The following is a 16,883-nucleotide window of genomic DNA, read 5'->3' on the forward strand; positions in this document are numbered from 1 at the left end:
GGTCGGAATAGTGAAGAAGGAGTTCCGCTTACCGGTCCCGCAGCACACCCCCGCCGGAGGTATCCGTGATTCCAGCCCCCAAGCGGCACACCGTGGCCATCGTCGGAGCGGGCGCGGCCGGCACGCTGACCGCCGTCCAGCTGTGCGAGACGGCGGCGCGTCGCCGGGCGCCCCTCGACCTCGTCCTGGTCGACCCGGCCCCGGAGGCCGGACGCGGCACGGCGTACGCCACCCCCGACCCACGGCATCGGCTCAACGTGCCCGCGAGCGGCATGAGTTGCTATCCCGACGACCCCGGACACTTCACCCGCTGGCTGTGCAGGCACGGCGAACCCGCCGTCAGGGGCGCCGACTTCGCCACCCGGTACCGGTACGGCGCCTATCTGGCCGACACACTGGCCCAGGCGATCGTCCGCGCCCACGGCACGGTTGCCGTACACCGGCTGCGGACCCGCGCGGAGAGCTGTACCCGCGCCTCCGGCGGCGGGGTGGAGCTTCAACTTGCCGGTGGGGAACGCCTGATGGCCGACAGCGCGGTACTCGCCACCGGGCCGGCCGCCGCGCGCGGCGACTGGGCCCCGCCCCGACTGCGTACGTCCGAGCGCTTCATACGGTCTCCTTGGGCGCCGGGCGCCCTCGACGGTCCGCTCGCCGAACCGGCCGATGTCCTGCTGGTGGGGACGGGACTCACCGCCGTGGACCTGGCCCTGAGCCTCGACCGGCCCGGGCGCACCGTGCACGCCGTCTCCCGGCGCGGCCTGCTGCCCCAGCCGCACGCGATCGGCCCCGCCGCGACGATGGCCGCCCCCGACGGACTCGAGGCGCCGTCGCTCTCCGCGCTGCGCAGGACGGTCTACCGGCACATCGGCCGGGCCGTCCGTACCCACGGCGACTGGCGCCCGGCGCTCGACAGCCTGCGGCCGCACACCGCCCGGCTGTGGCGCAGCCTCACCCCCGAGGAGCGGGTCGCGTTCCTTGAGCGCGAGGGCGCGCTGTGGAACACCCATCGCCATCGAATGGCGCCCGCGACGGCCGAGTCGGTGTCCCGTGCCCGTACGGCCCGGCGACTGCGGGTGCATGCCGCAACGGTCACCGACGCCGCCGTCCTGGACGACGGGTCGGTGCTGGTCACCCTCTCCGACGGCCAGAACTTACGCACGGGTTGGGTCATCGACTGCACCGGACCCGGCCCGCGTCTCGAAGACCCCTTGTGGCGTTCGCTGTTCGAATCCGGTGCCGCGGTGCGCGGCCCGCTGGGCATGGGCGCCGCGACCCGGGACGGCCATCTCCTCGACGCCGAAGGCCGCGTTGAAAGCCGGCTGTTCACGCTCGGTGCTCCCCGCCGCGGCGAGCTGTGGGAGACCACCGCCGTCCCGGAGATCCGTGTCCAGGCCGCCGCCCTGGCCCAGGAGTTGCTCGCGCCGCTGTCGACACCCCGGCGCACCGTGCGCCGGCGGCCCGTCGACGGGCACGGGCTCGCGCTGTCCACCCACGCGGAGGCGGCCGCCGCCTACCGCACCGGGCTCGACCGGGTCCTCAAGGTCAGGGCCGGCGCCGAGGTCGCCTTCGGCCGTGCGGTCGCCCTCGACCCCGGATTCGCGCTCGCGCACGCCGCCCTCGCCCTGCTCGGTCACGAGTGCGGCGCCGACGTCGACGTACCCAGGGCCCTCGCCGACGCGCAGCGCTCCGCGCGCGAACGGGCCGACGAGCGGGAACGTTCCTTCGTGGACGTCGTGACGCGGCGCGTCCACGACGATTCCTCGGACGGGGGTGCCCTCGCCCTGCTCGGGCATCTCGGCAGGCACCCCGCCGACGCGCTGGCGCTCGCCGCCGCCGTGCCGACCATCGCCTTCTCCGGTATCAACGACCTCGACGACGCCTACGCGCTGCGCCTGGTAGAGCGCACCTCGCCGGCGTACGACGGGCACTGGTTCCACACCTCGCTGCTGGCGTTCCTGCGCCAGGAACAGGGCCGCTTCCACGAGGCCGCCGAGCTGGCGCACCGCGCCCTGGCCACCGAACCCGCCTCCGGGCACGCCGTGCACGCGCTCGCCCACGTCCACTACGAGTCCGGCGCGCACGAGGTGGGCCGCGACTGGCTCGACGCCTGGGTGTCCGGGCAGGGCCGGGGCGCCGTCCACCGGGCGCACTTCTCCTGGCACATCGCGCTGCACGAACTCGCCCTGGACGACCGTGCTGCCGTACGCAAGCGGTGGTTCGCGCAGCTCGCGCCGGGGCGCGTGACGGGGGTGCGGGCGCTGGTCGACTCCGGGTCGCTGCTGTGGCGGGCCCGACTGAGCGACAGCTGGCGTGGGCAGGTGCCCGCGTCGGACGTTCTCGGCACTGTCGCGCGCGAGGTGGTCGAGCGGCCCGCGACCGCGTTCACCGCGCTGCACGCGGCGGTCGCTCTCGCCGCCGCCGGAGACGTGGCGGCCCTGCGCCGCCTGCGCGACCACGCCGCAGGGGCCGACCCCGTTCAGCGCGAGGTCATCGTGCCGCTCTGTCAGGCTTTCACCGCCCTGGTCGAGGAACGCTTCCACGAGGCCGCCCGCGGCCTCGACGCGCTTTTGCCGGTGCTCCGCAAGGTGGGCGGCAGCGCGGCCCAGCGTGAGGTCGTCGAGGAGACCCTGCTGTACGCCCTTGTCTCGGCGGGCCGTTGTGATGCGGCGCGGCGCCTGTTGGACACCCGCCTCGACCGCGGGGCGGCCCCACGGGACCGACGGCTGCTCGCCGCGCTCCCCGGCTGAGCCGGCCGTTTCGTACCGGGTCTCGTTCGACCACGTGACGGACACGGGCCCCGTCGCCGGGCGGCGACGGGGCCCGAGTGCTTCGGCCGGTCCCTGGCGTCAACCTCCCGCCGTGCGCCCGCAGGCAAGAGGGAGGTTGACGACAGGGCAGGCCCTCAGACGCTGGTCAGTTGAGGCTGAGGCTGAGACGGCGCTTCCTCGCTCACCCCGAACCGGTCGTGCGCCCGTCGCATGGCGCCCGGCGCCCACCACGCGCGCCGCCCGAGCAGTGCCATCGTCGCCGGTACGAGGAGCATCCGCACGACGGTCGCGTCGATCAGGACGGCCAGGGTGAGCCCGAGGCCGATCTGCAGGATGGGGGAGAAGCCGCCGGTCATGAACGCCCCGAAGACGATCGCGAGGAGCAGTGCGGCACAGCTGACCACGCGTCCGGAGCGGCGCAGACCGGTCACCACGGCCTCCTGGGCGTCGCCGGTCCGCAGCCAGGTCTCGCGCATCCGGGCGAGGATGAAGAGCTCGTAGTCCATGGCGAGCCCGAAGGCGATCGCGATGATCAGCGGCGGAGCCGTCAGGCTGAGCGAGCCGAGCCCTTCGGCGCCCAGCGCCCCGGCCAGATGGCCGTCCTGGAAGACCCAGACCACCGCGCCGAGCGAGGCGCCCAGGCTGAGCAGTGTGGTCGCGATGGTCCGCAGCGGAATCAGGACCGAGCCGGTGAAGGCGAAGAGCAGCGCGAAGATACCGAGCAGCACGGTGGCCGCCGCCCAGGGCGCCCGCTCGGCGAGCATCTCGCGGAAGTCGACCAGGCGGGCCGCGACGCCGGTGACCTCGACGGGCTCACTCCCGCGCACCTGCCGTACCCGCTCGACCAGGTCGGTCGCCGCCTTGCCGTCGACGCTGCCGGTCGGCTGGAGGTGCACCAGCGTGGCGCCGCCCGGCAGGGCGCGGGAGTCGGTCGTGTCGGAGAGAGCGCGGATGCGGGCCACCATGTCCGGGGCCGCGCCGGGGCGCACCACCACGGTCACCGGTGAGACCCCGGTGCCGGGCGGGAAGTGGGCGTCCACGATGTCGTACAGCTGTCGTGCCTCGGTGTTGGAGGGCAGTTGCTTCGCGTCCCCGATGCTGATCTTCATTCCGGCGACGGGCAGCGCGAGGACCAGCAGGGCCGGGACGAGGGTGGCCAGGATGACGAGGGGACGGCGCGCGGCGAACCGGGCGAGGCGGGCGAAGACGCGGCCTTCGTTGTCGGGGTCGGCGCCGGACTTGAGGCCGAACCTGGAACCGGATTTGGAGCCGGCGTCCTCATGAGGGGCGCGAGCCGGCGCGATGCGGGCGCCGGTGGGGGTCCCCCCGCGCGAGCGCAGCCGAGCGTGGGGGAGGGCCAGCAGCGCCGGCAGCAGGGTGACCGCGGCGAGCATGTCGACGACGACCACGGCGGCCACGGCCAGACCCATGCTGCGCAGGAACGGGCTGGGGAACACCAGCAGCCCGGTGAGGCTGACGGCCACCGTGAGTCCGGAGAACAGGACGGTCCGCCCGGCGCCGGCGACGGTACGGTGCACGGCTTCGATGACATCGTCGGTGTGCCGTCGCTCCTCGCGGAAGCGGACCACCATCAACAGCGCGTAGTCCACGGCGAGTCCGAGACCCAGCATGGTGGTCACCTGGATCGCGTACACCGAGATGTCGGTGAACTGACTGAAGACGAAGAGCGCCAGGAACGCCCCCGCGACTCCGCTGATCGCGATCAGCAGGGGCAGCCCGGCCGCCCGCAGCCCTCCGAAGACGACGAGCAGCAGCGCCAGGACGACCGGCAGGGAGATCAACTCAGCCCGCTGAACGTCCCCTTGGGCGCGCCCGCTCATCTGCTGGCCGAGCAACAGCCCGCCGCTGACGTGGACTTCGGGCGCGTCGATCTGCCGGATGCGCTCGGCCGCGGTGTCCACGGCCTTCTTCTTGTCCTTGAACTTCAGGTCGCCCTTGAGCGTCACCGGGATGACGAGGGCCTTGCCGTCCTCGGAGGTGAGGCCGTGGGTGCTGTACGGGTCGGGCACGTCGGCGATTCCCGAGACCGTACGCAGATCGGCGACCGCACGTGCGACCTGGGACCGCAGACCGGGGTCGGAGACCGAGGTGCCCGCGACGACGGCAGTGATCGACTCACCGCTCTTGTCGACGCGGTCGAGGTAGTCGGCGGCCCGGGCCGACTCGGTGCCCGGGACATCGGGCACCGAGTCGACGAGCCGGCTGAACACGCCCGTGCCGAGGCCGAAGCCGATCAGCAGCATGAGCAGCCAGACGAGAATCACGGTGAGCGGGCGGCGGGTCGCCGCCCGGGAGATCGTGGCGAGCACGGTACGCCTCCCGGCGGTGGGTGCGGTCGGTGACATCGCCACTCAGCGTCGCGCCGGACAGGGGGCCGGCGGATCGCCGTGGGGAGCGGTTTCGGGAACTCCCCCGCACGACGGATACCGGGTCCGGCCTCACTCCTGCGAGGGAGCCGGTCCCGCCCACCGCACAGGACCTAGTGCCGCGTCAGCAGAGGTTCGCCCCGTCGCGACGCCGGGCACGCTTCCCCACTTCCTCAAGGGCGTGGGAGGTGTCCCCACTCGCCGCACCGGCCGAAAGCCCAAGTACGTCCAGTACGAGGACTTCCGGCCGGCACTCCCCCAGCCTTCGGCCGGGGGCCCCAGAGCACGCACCGGACGCCGCTCCTTGACGGGCAAACCTTGGCTGACGCGGCACTAGGAGGCGCCGGGTGTCACCAGACCGGTCTCGTACGCGCAGATCACCGCCTGCACCCGATCCCGCAGTCCCAGCTTGCCCAGCATGTTGCTGACATGGGTCTTGACGGTGTGTTCACTCACGAAGAGCGTCGTCGCGATCTCCGCGTTGGACAGGCCGCGGGCGAGCAGCCGCAGTGTCTCCTCCTCGCGGGCGGTGAGGGTTTCCAGCCGGCCCGGCGCGGGTTCTGTGGCCGCCTCGGCGTGGCGGCGCCGGATGATGTCGGCGACCAGACGGCGGGTCACCGAAGGCGCGAGGAGCGAGTCGCCCGCCGCGACGACACGCACCGCGTGCACCAGGTCGTCACGCCGAACGTCCTTGAGCAGAAAGCCACTCGCGCCCGCGTACAGCGCCTCGTACACGTACTCGTCGAGGTCGAACGTGGTCAGCATGACGACCTTGCAGCCGGACTCCGCGCACACCAGACGGGCCGCCTCCAGACCGTCCATGTGCGGCATACGGATGTCGAGCAGCAACACGTCGGGCGCGTGCTCCCGTACCGCCGCCACGGCTTCCACGCCGTCCCCGGCCTCCGCCACCACCTCGATGTCCGGCTGCGCCTCCAGGATCATGCTGAAGCCGCTGCGCACCAGCTCCTGGTCGTCGGCGACCACCACGCGGATGCTCACCCCAGGGCCGCCTGCCGGTCGGCGGTGGCGGGCAGGCGTACCGCGACACGGAAGCCGCCGTCGGGACCGCGCCCCGAGTCCGCGCTGCCACCGCAGGCGGTGGCCCGCTCCCGGATGCCGATCAGCCCGTGACCGCCGGGTGGTGCGGTGGGGCCACGTGTACCCGGCCCCCGCCCGTCGTCCGTCACCGTGAGCGTCAACGCGTCCTCCGTCCAGTCGAGTTCGACCCGTGCCGTGGAAGCGTACGCATGCTTCACGGTGTTGGTGAGGGCCTCCTGCACCACCCGGTAGGCGGCGACCTCGGTGTCCGCGGGCAGCGGACGGGGCACGCCGGTCGTGCTCAGGTCCACCCGCAGCCCGGTGGACTCCGCGACCTGGCCGACCAGTTCGGCCAGGGCCGCGATGCCGGGCTGCGGCAACCGGGCCGATGCCCCGTTCACCTGCTCCTCCTTGAGCACGCCGAGGATGCGCCGCAGCTGCCGCATCGCGTCGCGCCCGCTCGTCGCGATCGCGTCGAAGGCCGCCTCGGCGCGTTCCGGATCGCTGCGCACGACCACCGGGCCGGCCTCGGCCTGGACCACCATCAGGCTCACCGCGTGGGCCAGGATGTCGTGCATGTCCCGGGCGATCCGGGCGCGTTCCTGCGCCGTCGCCCGCGCCGTGTCGGCGGCGCGCTCCCGCTCCAGACGGCGGGCCCGGTCCTCCAGCTCCGCGGTGTACGCGCGCTGGACGCGGGTGAGGATCCCGAGCGCGTACGCGCTGAGGAAGCTCGTCAGATGGAAGGCGTACTCGAAGGGCTGGGCGTGTTCCTTGGCCATCATCGTCAGTGAGGCGCCGACCAGCCAGGTCACCAGCATGAACCGGCGCTGTGCGGGCGGGCAGAGTGTGGCCACGGTGTAGAGGGCGACCAGTCCGCCGTAGGCGACGTTCGGTGGCGGTGCGTGATACAGCGCCATGGCGGGCGTGCAGATCGACACCGCGCACGCGGACAGGAAGGGTGCCCGCCGCCGCCACACCAGCGGCACCGCGGTGCCGACCGCCAGGAGGAAACCCTGCCAGGACAGCCGGTCGTCTCCCTCGTCGGGGAACATCCACTGCAGCGAGGCGGCGAACAGCACCAGCGCGGCGAGCGCGGTGTCGAGAACGTAGGGATGCGTCGTGCGCAACCGCGCGAAGACCGACCGCCATCGGAGTGCGGTGGGTGAGAACACCGCCCGCCATCGTGAGACGGCGGGCGCGAACCTGGACTGAGCGGACATACACGGCTCCTCAGGGCAAGGGCCGTCCCAGTATCCCGACCGCCGGGCGGGGAAGTCCTCACCGATGAGAGGGATATCCGGCGTCCTACGCGTCGCGCGCCGCCCGCGTTTCGGGCTGCCATCCGAGCGCCCGTGAGATCCCGCGCGCCGCCAGCCGTACCGCCGGGATCAACGCCGGTACCTGTGCGTCGGCCTCGGGCACGACCACCGAGACGGCCGCGACGACCGTTCCGCCCGTGCCGCGTACCGGAGCGGCCACCGACAGGGCGTCGTCGGTGACCTGACGGCTGCTCACCGCGACCCCCGTGCGCCGCACTTCGGCCAGCAGGCGGCGCAGCCGAGCCGGGTCCGTGATGGTGTGCGGGGTGAACGAGGCGAGCGGACGGTCGCAGTACGCCTCCTGGAGCGCCGCCTCGGTGTGGGCGAGGAGCGCGAGCCCCACACCCGTGGCGTGCAGCGGCCAGCGGGCGCCCACCTGGATGCGGACGCCGACCGCGGAGCGCCCGGAGAGCCACTCGATGTAGACGACCTCGGAGCCGTCGCGGACCGCCAACTGCACGTTCTCGTGCGTGGCTTCGTACAGGTCCTCCAGGTACGGCAGCGCGATCTGCCGCAGCGCCAGGCCCCGTGGGGCGAGCGCCGCGATCTCCCACAGTCGCAGGCCCACGTGGTAGACGCCGTCCTCGTCCCGTTCCAGGGCGCCCCATTCGGTGAGCGCGCCGACCAGCCGGTGGGCTGTGGTGAGGGTGAGCCCGGCCCGGCGGCTGATGTCCGACAGGCACAGGGCCGGGTGCTCGTGGTCGAAGGCGGCGAGCACGGCGAGCAGGCGGTCGGGCGCGGACAGGGTGGTCATGAGTTGAGTTCGGTCTCCGCGACCCGTTGCAGGAGGGCGTGCAGGGTGGCTCGCTCGGCGGGGGCGAGGGGCTGGAGCAGATCGTTCGTGACGCGCAGGCCGGCTTCGTCGGTGTCGCGCAGGAAGGCCCGGCCGTCCTCGGTCAGCACGACGATCCGGCTGCGACGGTCGTCCGGTGAAGGGCGGCGCTCGGCGAAACCGAGCTTCTCCAGATCGTCGACGAGCCCGACGATCGCGCTCGGGTCGTAGCCGAGCTGCGAGCTCAGTTCCCGCTGCAGCGCGCCTTCGGAGGTGGCGAGGAAGCGGAGCAGCGCGTAGTGGCGCAGGCGGAGCCCCGACTCCTGCAGGAACGTGTTGAACAGCTGCCCCGAGCGCAGCCCCAGCCGGTACAGGAGGTAGCCGGTGTCCGCGTGCAGTCCGCGCATCCACGGTTCCTGGGCATCGATGGGGGCAGGGCCTCCGGCAATTTCTGTCGCGCGCTGCTGACCTGCGATGACGGGCTCCCTGGGCCGGGCCCCGGGCGGGGCGGTTCGGATGTACTTCTGTACGACGTGAGGCCGTACCGCGCTCACGACGGCGCCGTACCGCGGACAGCTTTCACGCCGTACTACGCACAGCATGACGCACGGATGAGTCGGCAACAACTATTGACGTCAACAATTATTGTCCTTAGCTTCGATCTCGTAGCCGCAGCTCGGCATCCCAGGCCGCGCTTGCTGATCCGAAGCTTCGAAGGGACCCCTCGTGCCCAGCATCGATCTCACCGGCAAGGTCGCCGTCGTCACCGGCAGCGGCCGTGGCCTCGGCCTGGCCTACGCACACGCCCTCGCGGCCGTCGGCGCCTGCGTGGTCGTCAACGACGTCGACGAGGCCGTGGCCGAGCAGGCCGTCAAGTCCATCACCGAGGCCGGCGGCAAGGCCGTCGCCGAGGTGGTCGCGGTCGGCACCTCAGAGGCCGCCGACCGGCTCGTCGCCCGCGCGGTGGAGGAATTCGGACGGCTCGACATCCTGGTGACCAACGCGGGCATCCTGCGCGACAAGGTCCTGTGGAAGATGACCGACGAGGACTTCGACGCGGTGATCACCACCCACCTCAAGGGCACCTTCACCTGCGCCCGCGCCGCCGCCGTGCGGATGCGCGAGCAGGGTGAGGGCGGCAGTCTGATCCTGGTCGGCTCGCCGGCCGGGCAGCGCGGGAACTTCGGTCAGACGAACTACGCCGCGGCGAAGGCGGGCATCGCCGCGATGGCCCGCACCTGGTCGATGGAGCTGGGCCGTGCGGGCATCACCGTCAACGCGATCGTGCCGGTCGCCGCGACCGCGATGACCGAGACCATCCCGGCCTTCGCGCCCTACATCGAGGCCATGAAGCAGGGCGAGCCGCTGCCCGACTTCCTCCGCAAGGGCGAGGGCTTCGGCACCCCCGAGGACTGCGCGGCCCTCGTCCCGTTCCTCGCCTCCGAGGCCGCCCGTGGGGTCACCGGGCAGGCCATCGGCATCGGCGGCGACAAGGTGGCACTCTGGTCGCATCCGCAGGAGATCAAGGCGGCGTACGCGGACGGCGGCTGGACCCCGGACACCCTGGCCGACGCCTGGGCCACCTCGGTCGGTGCCGAACCGCAGACCGTCGGGATCCCCGCGCCGAAGCTGCCGGAGGCGTGATGGCCCTCACCATGGACCTCAGCGAACTCGTCGCGATCGACGTCCACACCCACGCCGAGGTGTCGTCGAAGGGCCATTCCTCGCTCGGCGAGGACCTGCACGACGCCTCCAGTGCCTACTTCAAGGTCGAGGGAAAGCGGAAGCCGACCCTGGAGGAGACCGCCGCCCACTACCGCGAGCGGAAGATGGCCGCCGTGATCTTCACGGTCGACGCCGAGTCCGCCACCGGCACCGAGCCCGTCCCGAACGAGGAGGTCGCCGAGGCCGCGGCCGCCAACCCGGACGTGCTGATCCCGTTCGCCTCCATCGACCCCTTCCGCGGCAAGGCGGGGGTCAGACAAGCCCGCCGACTGGTCGAGGAGTACGGGGTGAAGGGCTTCAAGTTCCACCCCAGCGTCCAGGGCTTCTTCCCCAACGACCGCTCGGTGGCGTACGACCTGTACGAGGTGATCGAGGAGACCGGCACGATCGCCCTCTTCCACACGGGACAGACGGGGATCGGCGCCGGCGTGCCCGGCGGCGGCGGGATCCGGCTCAAGTACTCGAACCCGCTGCACGTGGACGATGTGGCCGCCGACTTCCCGCATCTGAAGATCATCCTGGCACACCCCTCCTTCCCCTGGCAGGACGAGGCGCTCGCGGTGGCCACGCACAAGCCGGGCGTACACATCGACCTGTCCGGCTGGTCGCCGAAGTACTTCCCGCCACAGCTCGTGCAGTACGCCAACACGCTGCTGAAGGACAAGGTCCTCTTCGGCTCCGACTATCCCGTCCTCACCCCCGACCGCTGGCTCGCCGACTTCGCGAAGCTGCCGATCAAGGACGAGGTCAAGCCGAAGATCCTCAAGGAGAACGCCGCCCGCCTGCTCGGGCTCACGCCGTAAGGGGCCACCCCATGTGCCATCCCATGTGCGACGACGGACAGGGGCAGACAGATGCGCAATGAGGGACTGGGGTCATGGCCCGCACGCCGGGCCCGCAAGACCCCGCACCGCACCGCCCTGATCCACGGCGACAGCAGCGTCGACTACGCCGAGCTGTACTCCCGCACGACCCGGCTCGCCCACGCCCTGCGCGCCCTGGGCCTGCGCCGCGGCGACCGGATCGCCTATCTCGGCCCCAACCACCCGGCGTACCTCGAAACGCTCTTCGCGGCGGGTGTCCTGGGCGCGGTCTTCGTGCCGCTCAACCCCCGCCTCGCCGGACCCGAGATCGCCTACCAGCTGGGCGATTCGGGCGCCAAGGCCCTGGTCTACGCGCCGTCGCTGGCGGGGCTCGTCGCGGGCCTGCCGGGCAGCACCGATGTGCGGACGTTCGTCGAAGTCGGCGACCGCTACGAGGAGTTGATCGCCGGGGCCGACGACGAGGCGATCGACCAGCCCGTCACCGCCGACGACACCTGCATCATCATGTACACCTCGGGCACGACGGGCCGCCCCAAGGGCGCGATGCTCACCCACGGCAATCTGACCTGGAACGCGGTCAACGTCCTCGTCGACCACGACCTGATCGCCGACGAACGCGCCCTGGTCTCGGCCCCGTTGTTCCATACGGCCGGGCTGAACATGCTCACCCTGCCGGTGCTCCTCAAGGGCGGCATCTGCGTCCTGGTCGAGTCCTTCGACCCGGCGGCCACCTTCGACCTGATCGAGCGGCACCGGATCACCTTCATGTTCGGTGTGCCGACCATGTTCGACCAGGTGGCCCGGCACCCGCGCTGGGCCGACGCCGACCTGTCCTCGCTGCGCATCCTCACCTGCGGCGGCTCGCCGGTGCCGACCCCGCTGATCGCCGCCTACCAGGAGCGCGGCCTCACCTTCCTCCAGGGCTACGGCATGACCGAGGCCGCGCCCGGCACCCTCTTCCTGGACGCGGAACACGCGGTCGGCAAGGCGGGTTCGGCGGGGGTGCCGCACTTCTTCAGCGATGTACGGGTCGTACGGCCCGACTTCACGCCGGTCGACGTCGGGGAGACGGGGGAAGTGGTCGTCCGCGGCCCGCACGTCATGCCCGGGTACTGGGGCCTGCCCGACGAGACCGCCGCCGTCTTCGCCGACGGCTGGTTCCGCAGCGGGGATGCCGCCCGGATCGACGAGGACGGCTATGTCTTCATCGTCGACCGCATCAAGGACATGATCATCTCCGGCGGCGAGAACATCTACCCCGCCGAGATCGAGGACCTGCTCCTCGCCCACCCCGACATCGTCGAGTGCGCGGTCATCGGCGTCGCCGACGACAAGTGGGGTGAGGTGCCGCGCGCGGTCGTCGTCGCCCGCGAGGGGGTCGACCTGGACCCGGACGCCGTCCTCGCGTCGCTCGCCGGACGCCTCGCCAAGTACAAGATCCCGAAGTCGGTCGTCATCGCGGACGAACTCCCGCGCACCGCCTCCGGGAAGCTCCTCAAGTCCCGTGTCCGTACGCGGTACGGCACCACCAACTCCACAGCAGGGAAGCGCATATGAGCACCACCGTGAACGGCCTCGACGAACTCAAGAAGCTCGCGGGCAGCGACCTCGGCACCAGCGACTGGATCGAGATCACCCAGGAACGCATCAACACCTTCGCCGACGCCACCGGCGACCACCAGTGGATCCACGTCGACCCGCAGAAGGCCGCGGAGGGCCCCTTCGGCGCACCCATCGCGCACGGCTATCTGACCCTCTCCCTGTTCATCCCGCTCTTCACCGGGCTGCTGGAGGTCGAGGGCGTGTCGACGAAGGTCAACTACGGCCTGAACAAGGTGCGTTTCCCCTCGCCGGTGAAGGTCGGTGCGCGGATCCGTCTGGTCGCGAGGCTCGCCTCGGTCGAGGACGTGCCGGGCGGGGTGCAGATCGCCGTCGACGGCACGATAGAGATCGACGGCGGCGGGAAGCCCGCCGCCGTCCTGCAGAGCCTGTCGCGTTTCTACGCCTGACCTCTAGCCCTGGCGGTACGCGTACACGGTGGTCGCCACCGCGCACGCTCCGGGCGAGACCACCTCGGCCCGGAGCGTGCCGTGTACGGCGTCGTAGTCCACGCCCTCCGTCTCGTACGTCCCTCTCGTGCACAGGCTGCGCTGCGGCAGCGCGAAGAGGCTGGTGACATGACCCGTGACCGGCTGACCGTCCAGGTTCCGGTCCAGGTCGACCTGGAGCAGCGGGCGGTCCTCGGGGAAGAGCGTGCGTGAGCCGTCGTCCGAGGCGCACAGCAGCCGCGTGGAGTTCACCTGATTCTTGCGAAGATGCCCCGGCGTTCATGCCGGGGAGGAATCGCATCACCGGCCTGTGACGCGGAGCGTCACCGCGTCGAGGTCCGGCACGGAGTGCCCGTATCGCTGTCCGGCGGAGCCGGGAAATGCGCACGTGTGTGCGGGATGGTCGCGAGGATGGGTGACTGTGTGTGAAGTCCGCCCGTGTGTGCGATGTGCTGTCTAGGTTTGGGGCCGTGAAGCTGGTGGTGCAGTTGAAGCTGTTGCCGTCGCCGGAGCAGGCGGCGGCGTTGGAGGCGACCCTGCGTGCCTGCAACCGGGCCGCCAACTACGTCTCCCGGCTTGCCTTCGAGACGGGCGTGAGGGACCGCAACGGGCTGCAGAAGCTGGTCTACGCGGACGTCAAGGCCGCGTTCGGGCTGTCGGCGCAGCCGGCGGTGCGGGTGGTGAAGAAGGTCGTGGACGCCTACGGTGCGCTCGCGGCGAGCCTGAAAGCCGGGCGGCTGGGTGGTCCGTCGTCGAAGCGGTACCGCAAGGCGGTCGGTTCGCCGGTCGGCTTCCGGCCGGAGGCGGCGCAGCCGTTCGACGACCGGTGTCTGTCCTGGCAGACGGATGCGCGCACGGTGTCCATCTGGACGGTGGACGGGCGGATGCGGGGCATCCGCTACACCGGCTCGCCGGACCAGCTCAAGACGCTGGCCGGGTACCGCAGGGGTGAGTCCGACCTGGTCCGGCGTGGCGGGAAGTGGTTCCTGATCGCCACCTGCGACCTTCCCGATCCGGAGGTGTTCGAGCCGGTGGACTGGATCGGTGTGGACCGCGGCATCGTCAACCTCGCCACCACCAGCGACGGCACCAACTACCAGGGCCGCGGCCTGAACCGCTACCGGCGCTGGCAGGCCCGCAAACGCGCCGAACTCCAGGCCAGGCAGACCCGCTCGGCCAACCGCCGCCTGGCCCGCCGCACGAGGAGAGAGCAGCGCCATGCCACCCATCTGAACCACGCCATCAGCAAGGAGATCGTGTCCGTCGCGCAACGCACCGGTCGCGGGATTGCCGTCGAGCAACTGGACGGGATCTGCGAGCGGGTACGGCTTCGCCGCGACCAGCGGGGCATGTTCTCCTCGTGGCCGTTCCACCAGCTCGGACAGCACCTCGCCTACAAGGCCCGCCGGGCCGGGGTGCCGTTCCTGGAGGTGGATCCGGCTTACACCTCGCAGCGCTGCCCACGCTGCGGGCATACCGGTCGGGCCAACCGGCCCGACCGGGACCGTTTCGCCTGTCGCTGGTGCGGCCTCGCTGGGCCCGCCGACCACGTCGCCGGGGTCAACGTGCGCGATCGTGCACGCTCGGCGTGGGTGTTTGTCACCGCACCCGTCCCCGCACCGGCCTGAACAGGCCGGACGTGGGGAGATGCGACCCGTGACCGTCCCGTCGTAGGGGGCAGTCGGGAGCGCGACAAGGCGTGAACGACCGAGTTGTACAAGCTCGGCCGTTCCACGGCCGAGAAGGTGACGAAGTCGCAGCCCTGGAGGTCGCCGACCGGCTTGTCGAGGGTGATCTGCCAGACCTCCGGCAGGGCGCCGCCGGTACGCGGGGTCGACGGATTGAGCAGGGGAGCGTGGAAGACCTGGAGCCGGTTCTGGTCGCCCCACTCGCCCGACACCAGCCAATGCCCATCGGGCGACACGGTGGCGAAGGAGTTGTTCAGCTTCTCGCGCGGGTCGAGCTGGTGGACGTACTCGTAGCGCTCCCGGCGGGTGTGGTGACGGCGAACATCTTCGAGGTCGCGGTGTCCAGTCCCTGATAGGCGTCGAACACATACCCCCCGCGATGTCCGGGTCGCCCACGTGGTTCCAGCCCTTGATCCGCAGGTCGAGGGGGATGGAGGCGAGCCCACGGTACAGCAGTGAGCCGTCCGCGCGGCTCGCCAGCCCCTGACCGCCGCTCAGCGAGTCGACGTACGCCGTGCCGGTCTGGGGCCAGTGGGGCTCAGCGGCCACGGCGGACGACGTACTCACGCCGACCGTAGGGCGCCTAACAGGGCGGCCAGAGCAAGGAACTGACGCTCATCAAACACCTGCCACATCGACGAAGACCGGGTTGGCATAGAACCACGTATCGACCCACGGGTCACCGTCGCCGGGCACATGCGGAATCGGGCCGTGCGGGTCGATCGAGGCGCCGAGATACCCGGCACCATTGCGGTTGCCGTCGCTGCCGCGCAGCCGGACGTAGAAGGACTCGTCGCCGGCGACCAGCGGGATGCGCAGGGTGTAGGTCCCCTTCCGGCCGCTCATGTCCCGCGTGTGGACGACCCTGGTGTCGGGCGCCCGCCAGTCGTCGCGGTCGGCCACCGGGCCGCGCACCGTGCCGCGGATCACGTCGACGTGCGCCAACTCGGGGAGGATCCCCTGGGGGTTGGGGCGCGAGGCGGTCGTCACGGTGACGCTCAGCGTGAGCTTCTCGCCCTTGCGGACGCGCAGCCGGCCGCCCATGGTCACCCCGGGGCCGTGGTCGCAGTCCCGCTTCAGCCGGACGTCCAGCCCGTCGAGCAGATGGCCGTGGTCCAGCCAGACCCGGCCCGCGCGCAGGCCCGCCATCACCGCGCGGTAGCCGTAGCGGGTCACGCCCACATGTGTGCGGCTGAACTGGCCGGGCCAGAAGTCGCCGCCCGGCTGCTGCGTGTCGGTGTTCACCGGGTCGGGGATGTGCCCGGTGTTGTCGAAGTTCTGCCCGGGCGCCCAGTCGCCGTTCGTCCAGGTGTCGAAGACGACGCGGTGCACATCGGAGTTGGTGGTGATCGTGAAGAGCCGCCCCTCGGCGAGCATCGCGTCCCACATGCCGCCGACGGTCGCCGTCATCCAGTCGAAGCCGCCGTACAGGACGTACGCGTCCTCCGGGTACCCGGCGAAGGAGTTCTCGGACGGCTTGTTGACGTACTCGCCGCGCTGCCGGCCGGAGCCGACCCAGCCGGGGATGCCGCCGCCCTGGGCTCCGGGCGCGCCCTCCATGCCGATCATGATCTCGGGGGCCGCGTCGCGCCAATTGCGCATCTCGTGCGGGGAGTCGATGCCCAGGCGCAGCGGGTGGTTGGCGAGAACGAGGACGTCGTCGACGTATCCGGTGCGGCGCTGTGCGGCCAGCCACTCGATGGCCTTGACCGCGTGCGCCTCGTTGCGCGCCGTGTCCGGGTGGGTCGGGGAGCCCGCCGTGTAGCCCAGCAGCTTGCCGTCGTAGGCGAGTTCGAACTGGGTGAGCAGGTCCACCTCGTGCGGCCCGGGAGCGGCGAAGACGGTGGCGTGCTCGGCGGCCGGGATGTACCACTCCAGGCCCTGGAAGATCAGCTGGCGCGGGTTCTGGGCGCGCGCCTTGAGGATCTCCTGGTGTTCCAGCTTCGCGCCGTAGTCGGCGTGCCCGAAGTTGGAGTGCTCGTTGAAGACCATCCAGTCGAGCCCGTACTGGGCCCCGGACCGGGCGAGTTGGGAGAACGTGTACTTCGCGTCGTGGCTGTAGACGGAGTGGATGTGGTGGTCGCCCACGAGGTAGGCGAGGCGCGGATCGTTGCCGCCGTAGCGTCCGGCGGAGGCGGCCGCGGGAGTCGCGAGCGAACCCACCGCGAAGGCCGCCCCGAACAGGCCCGCGCGGCGCAGCAGCCCGCGCCGCGACATGCCCTGCGGGTCCAGCGCGGCGGGGGAGACGGACGGATCGGCCCAGGCGGGCAGTTGCTGCTCGGTCATGATCGTGTGAGTCCCTCGGGTCTTG

The 16,883-nt window shown here is 71.5% G+C and carries 12 protein-coding genes and 2 pseudogenes; 6 read left to right on the forward strand and 8 right to left on the reverse strand.

Annotated features, from left to right (window positions below; translation table 11 throughout):
- Positions 1-65 precede the first annotated feature (65 nt).
- The gene (locus tag OG390_RS43285; RefSeq protein WP_406175635.1) at positions 66-2,747 is read left to right on the forward strand and encodes an FAD/NAD(P)-binding protein; all 2,682 of its coding nucleotides are present in this window, start codon (positions 66-68) and stop codon (positions 2,745-2,747) included.
- A 155-nt stretch (positions 2,748-2,902) separates the two neighbouring features.
- Here the strand turns inward: OG390_RS43285 and OG390_RS43290 are convergent, their stop codons facing one another.
- From OG390_RS43290 to OG390_RS43310, 5 genes are all read right to left on the reverse strand, one after another.
- Positions 2,903-5,098, reverse strand: coding sequence for an MMPL family transporter (locus tag OG390_RS43290; RefSeq protein ID WP_406175637.1), 2,196 nt, complete (start codon positions 5,096-5,098; stop codon positions 2,903-2,905).
- A gap of 390 nt (positions 5,099-5,488) precedes the next feature.
- On the reverse strand, positions 5,489-6,157 hold the full coding sequence (locus OG390_RS43295; protein WP_399090695.1) for a response regulator: 669 nt from the start codon (positions 6,155-6,157) through the stop codon (positions 5,489-5,491).
- Positions 6,154-7,416 carry a sensor histidine kinase gene (locus OG390_RS43300; RefSeq protein ID WP_406175639.1) on the reverse strand — a complete coding sequence of 421 codons (1,263 nt, stop codon included), beginning with the start codon at positions 7,414-7,416 and terminating at the stop codon, positions 6,154-6,156. Before OG390_RS43300 ends, OG390_RS43295 begins: the two co-directional genes overlap by 4 nt.
- Before the next feature lie 85 nt (positions 7,417-7,501).
- A complete protein-coding gene (locus OG390_RS43305; RefSeq protein ID WP_406175641.1) occupies positions 7,502-8,269 on the reverse strand; it encodes an IclR family transcriptional regulator in 768 nt (255 codons plus the stop codon).
- Complete coding sequence (locus tag OG390_RS43310) at positions 8,266-8,694, reverse strand: MarR family winged helix-turn-helix transcriptional regulator (RefSeq protein WP_406175643.1); 429 nt, start codon at positions 8,692-8,694, stop codon at positions 8,266-8,268. Before OG390_RS43310 ends, OG390_RS43305 begins: the two co-directional genes overlap by 4 nt.
- 319 nt (positions 8,695-9,013) lie before the next feature.
- Here OG390_RS43310 and OG390_RS43315 point away from each other — a divergent pair, with 319 nt between their 5' ends.
- Genes OG390_RS43315 through OG390_RS43330 form a run of 4 tightly spaced genes read left to right on the forward strand, consistent with a single transcriptional unit; the run spans position 9,014 to position 12,845 of the window.
- Positions 9,014-9,931, forward strand: coding sequence for an SDR family NAD(P)-dependent oxidoreductase (locus tag OG390_RS43315; RefSeq protein ID WP_406175645.1), 918 nt, complete (start codon positions 9,014-9,016; stop codon positions 9,929-9,931).
- Between the two features lie 11 nt (positions 9,932-9,942).
- Complete coding sequence (locus OG390_RS43320) at positions 9,943-10,815, forward strand: amidohydrolase family protein (protein WP_406178216.1); 873 nt, start codon at positions 9,943-9,945, stop codon at positions 10,813-10,815.
- 51 nt (positions 10,816-10,866) lie between these two features.
- Positions 10,867-12,393 carry an acyl-CoA synthetase gene (locus OG390_RS43325; protein ID WP_406175647.1) on the forward strand — a complete coding sequence of 509 codons (1,527 nt, stop codon included), beginning with the start codon at positions 10,867-10,869 and terminating at the stop codon, positions 12,391-12,393.
- Entirely contained in the window at positions 12,390-12,845 is a 456-nt protein-coding gene (locus tag OG390_RS43330; RefSeq protein WP_406175648.1) for a MaoC family dehydratase, read from the forward strand. Before OG390_RS43325 ends, OG390_RS43330 begins: the two co-directional genes overlap by 4 nt.
- Before the next feature lie 3 nt (positions 12,846-12,848).
- Here the strand turns inward: OG390_RS43330 and OG390_RS43335 are convergent.
- Positions 12,849-13,136 (reverse strand): annotated as a pseudogene (locus OG390_RS43335) (hypothetical protein); the annotation flags it as partial.
- A gap of 218 nt (positions 13,137-13,354) precedes the next feature.
- On the opposite strand from OG390_RS43335, the gene OG390_RS43340 reads away from it, so the two are divergent.
- The gene (locus tag OG390_RS43340) at positions 13,355-14,512 is read left to right on the forward strand and encodes an RNA-guided endonuclease InsQ/TnpB family protein (protein ID WP_406175650.1); all 1,158 of its coding nucleotides are present in this window, start codon (positions 13,355-13,357) and stop codon (positions 14,510-14,512) included.
- A 116-nt stretch (positions 14,513-14,628) separates the two neighbouring features.
- Here OG390_RS43340 and OG390_RS43345 read toward each other — a convergent pair.
- Together OG390_RS43345 and OG390_RS43350 are read right to left on the reverse strand one after the other, a co-directional pair.
- A pseudogene (locus OG390_RS43345) lies at positions 14,629-15,207 on the reverse strand (hypothetical protein); the annotation flags it as partial.
- Positions 15,191-16,858, reverse strand: coding sequence for a histidinol-phosphatase (locus OG390_RS43350; RefSeq protein ID WP_406175652.1), 1,668 nt, complete (start codon positions 16,856-16,858; stop codon positions 15,191-15,193). The pseudogene OG390_RS43345 and the gene OG390_RS43350, both read right to left, overlap by 17 nt.
- Positions 16,859-16,883 lie beyond the last annotated feature (25 nt).

The sequence above is a fragment of the Streptomyces sp. NBC_00996 genome (assembly GCF_045162675.1).
GTDB lineage: Bacteria > Actinomycetota > Actinomycetes > Streptomycetales > Streptomycetaceae > Streptomyces.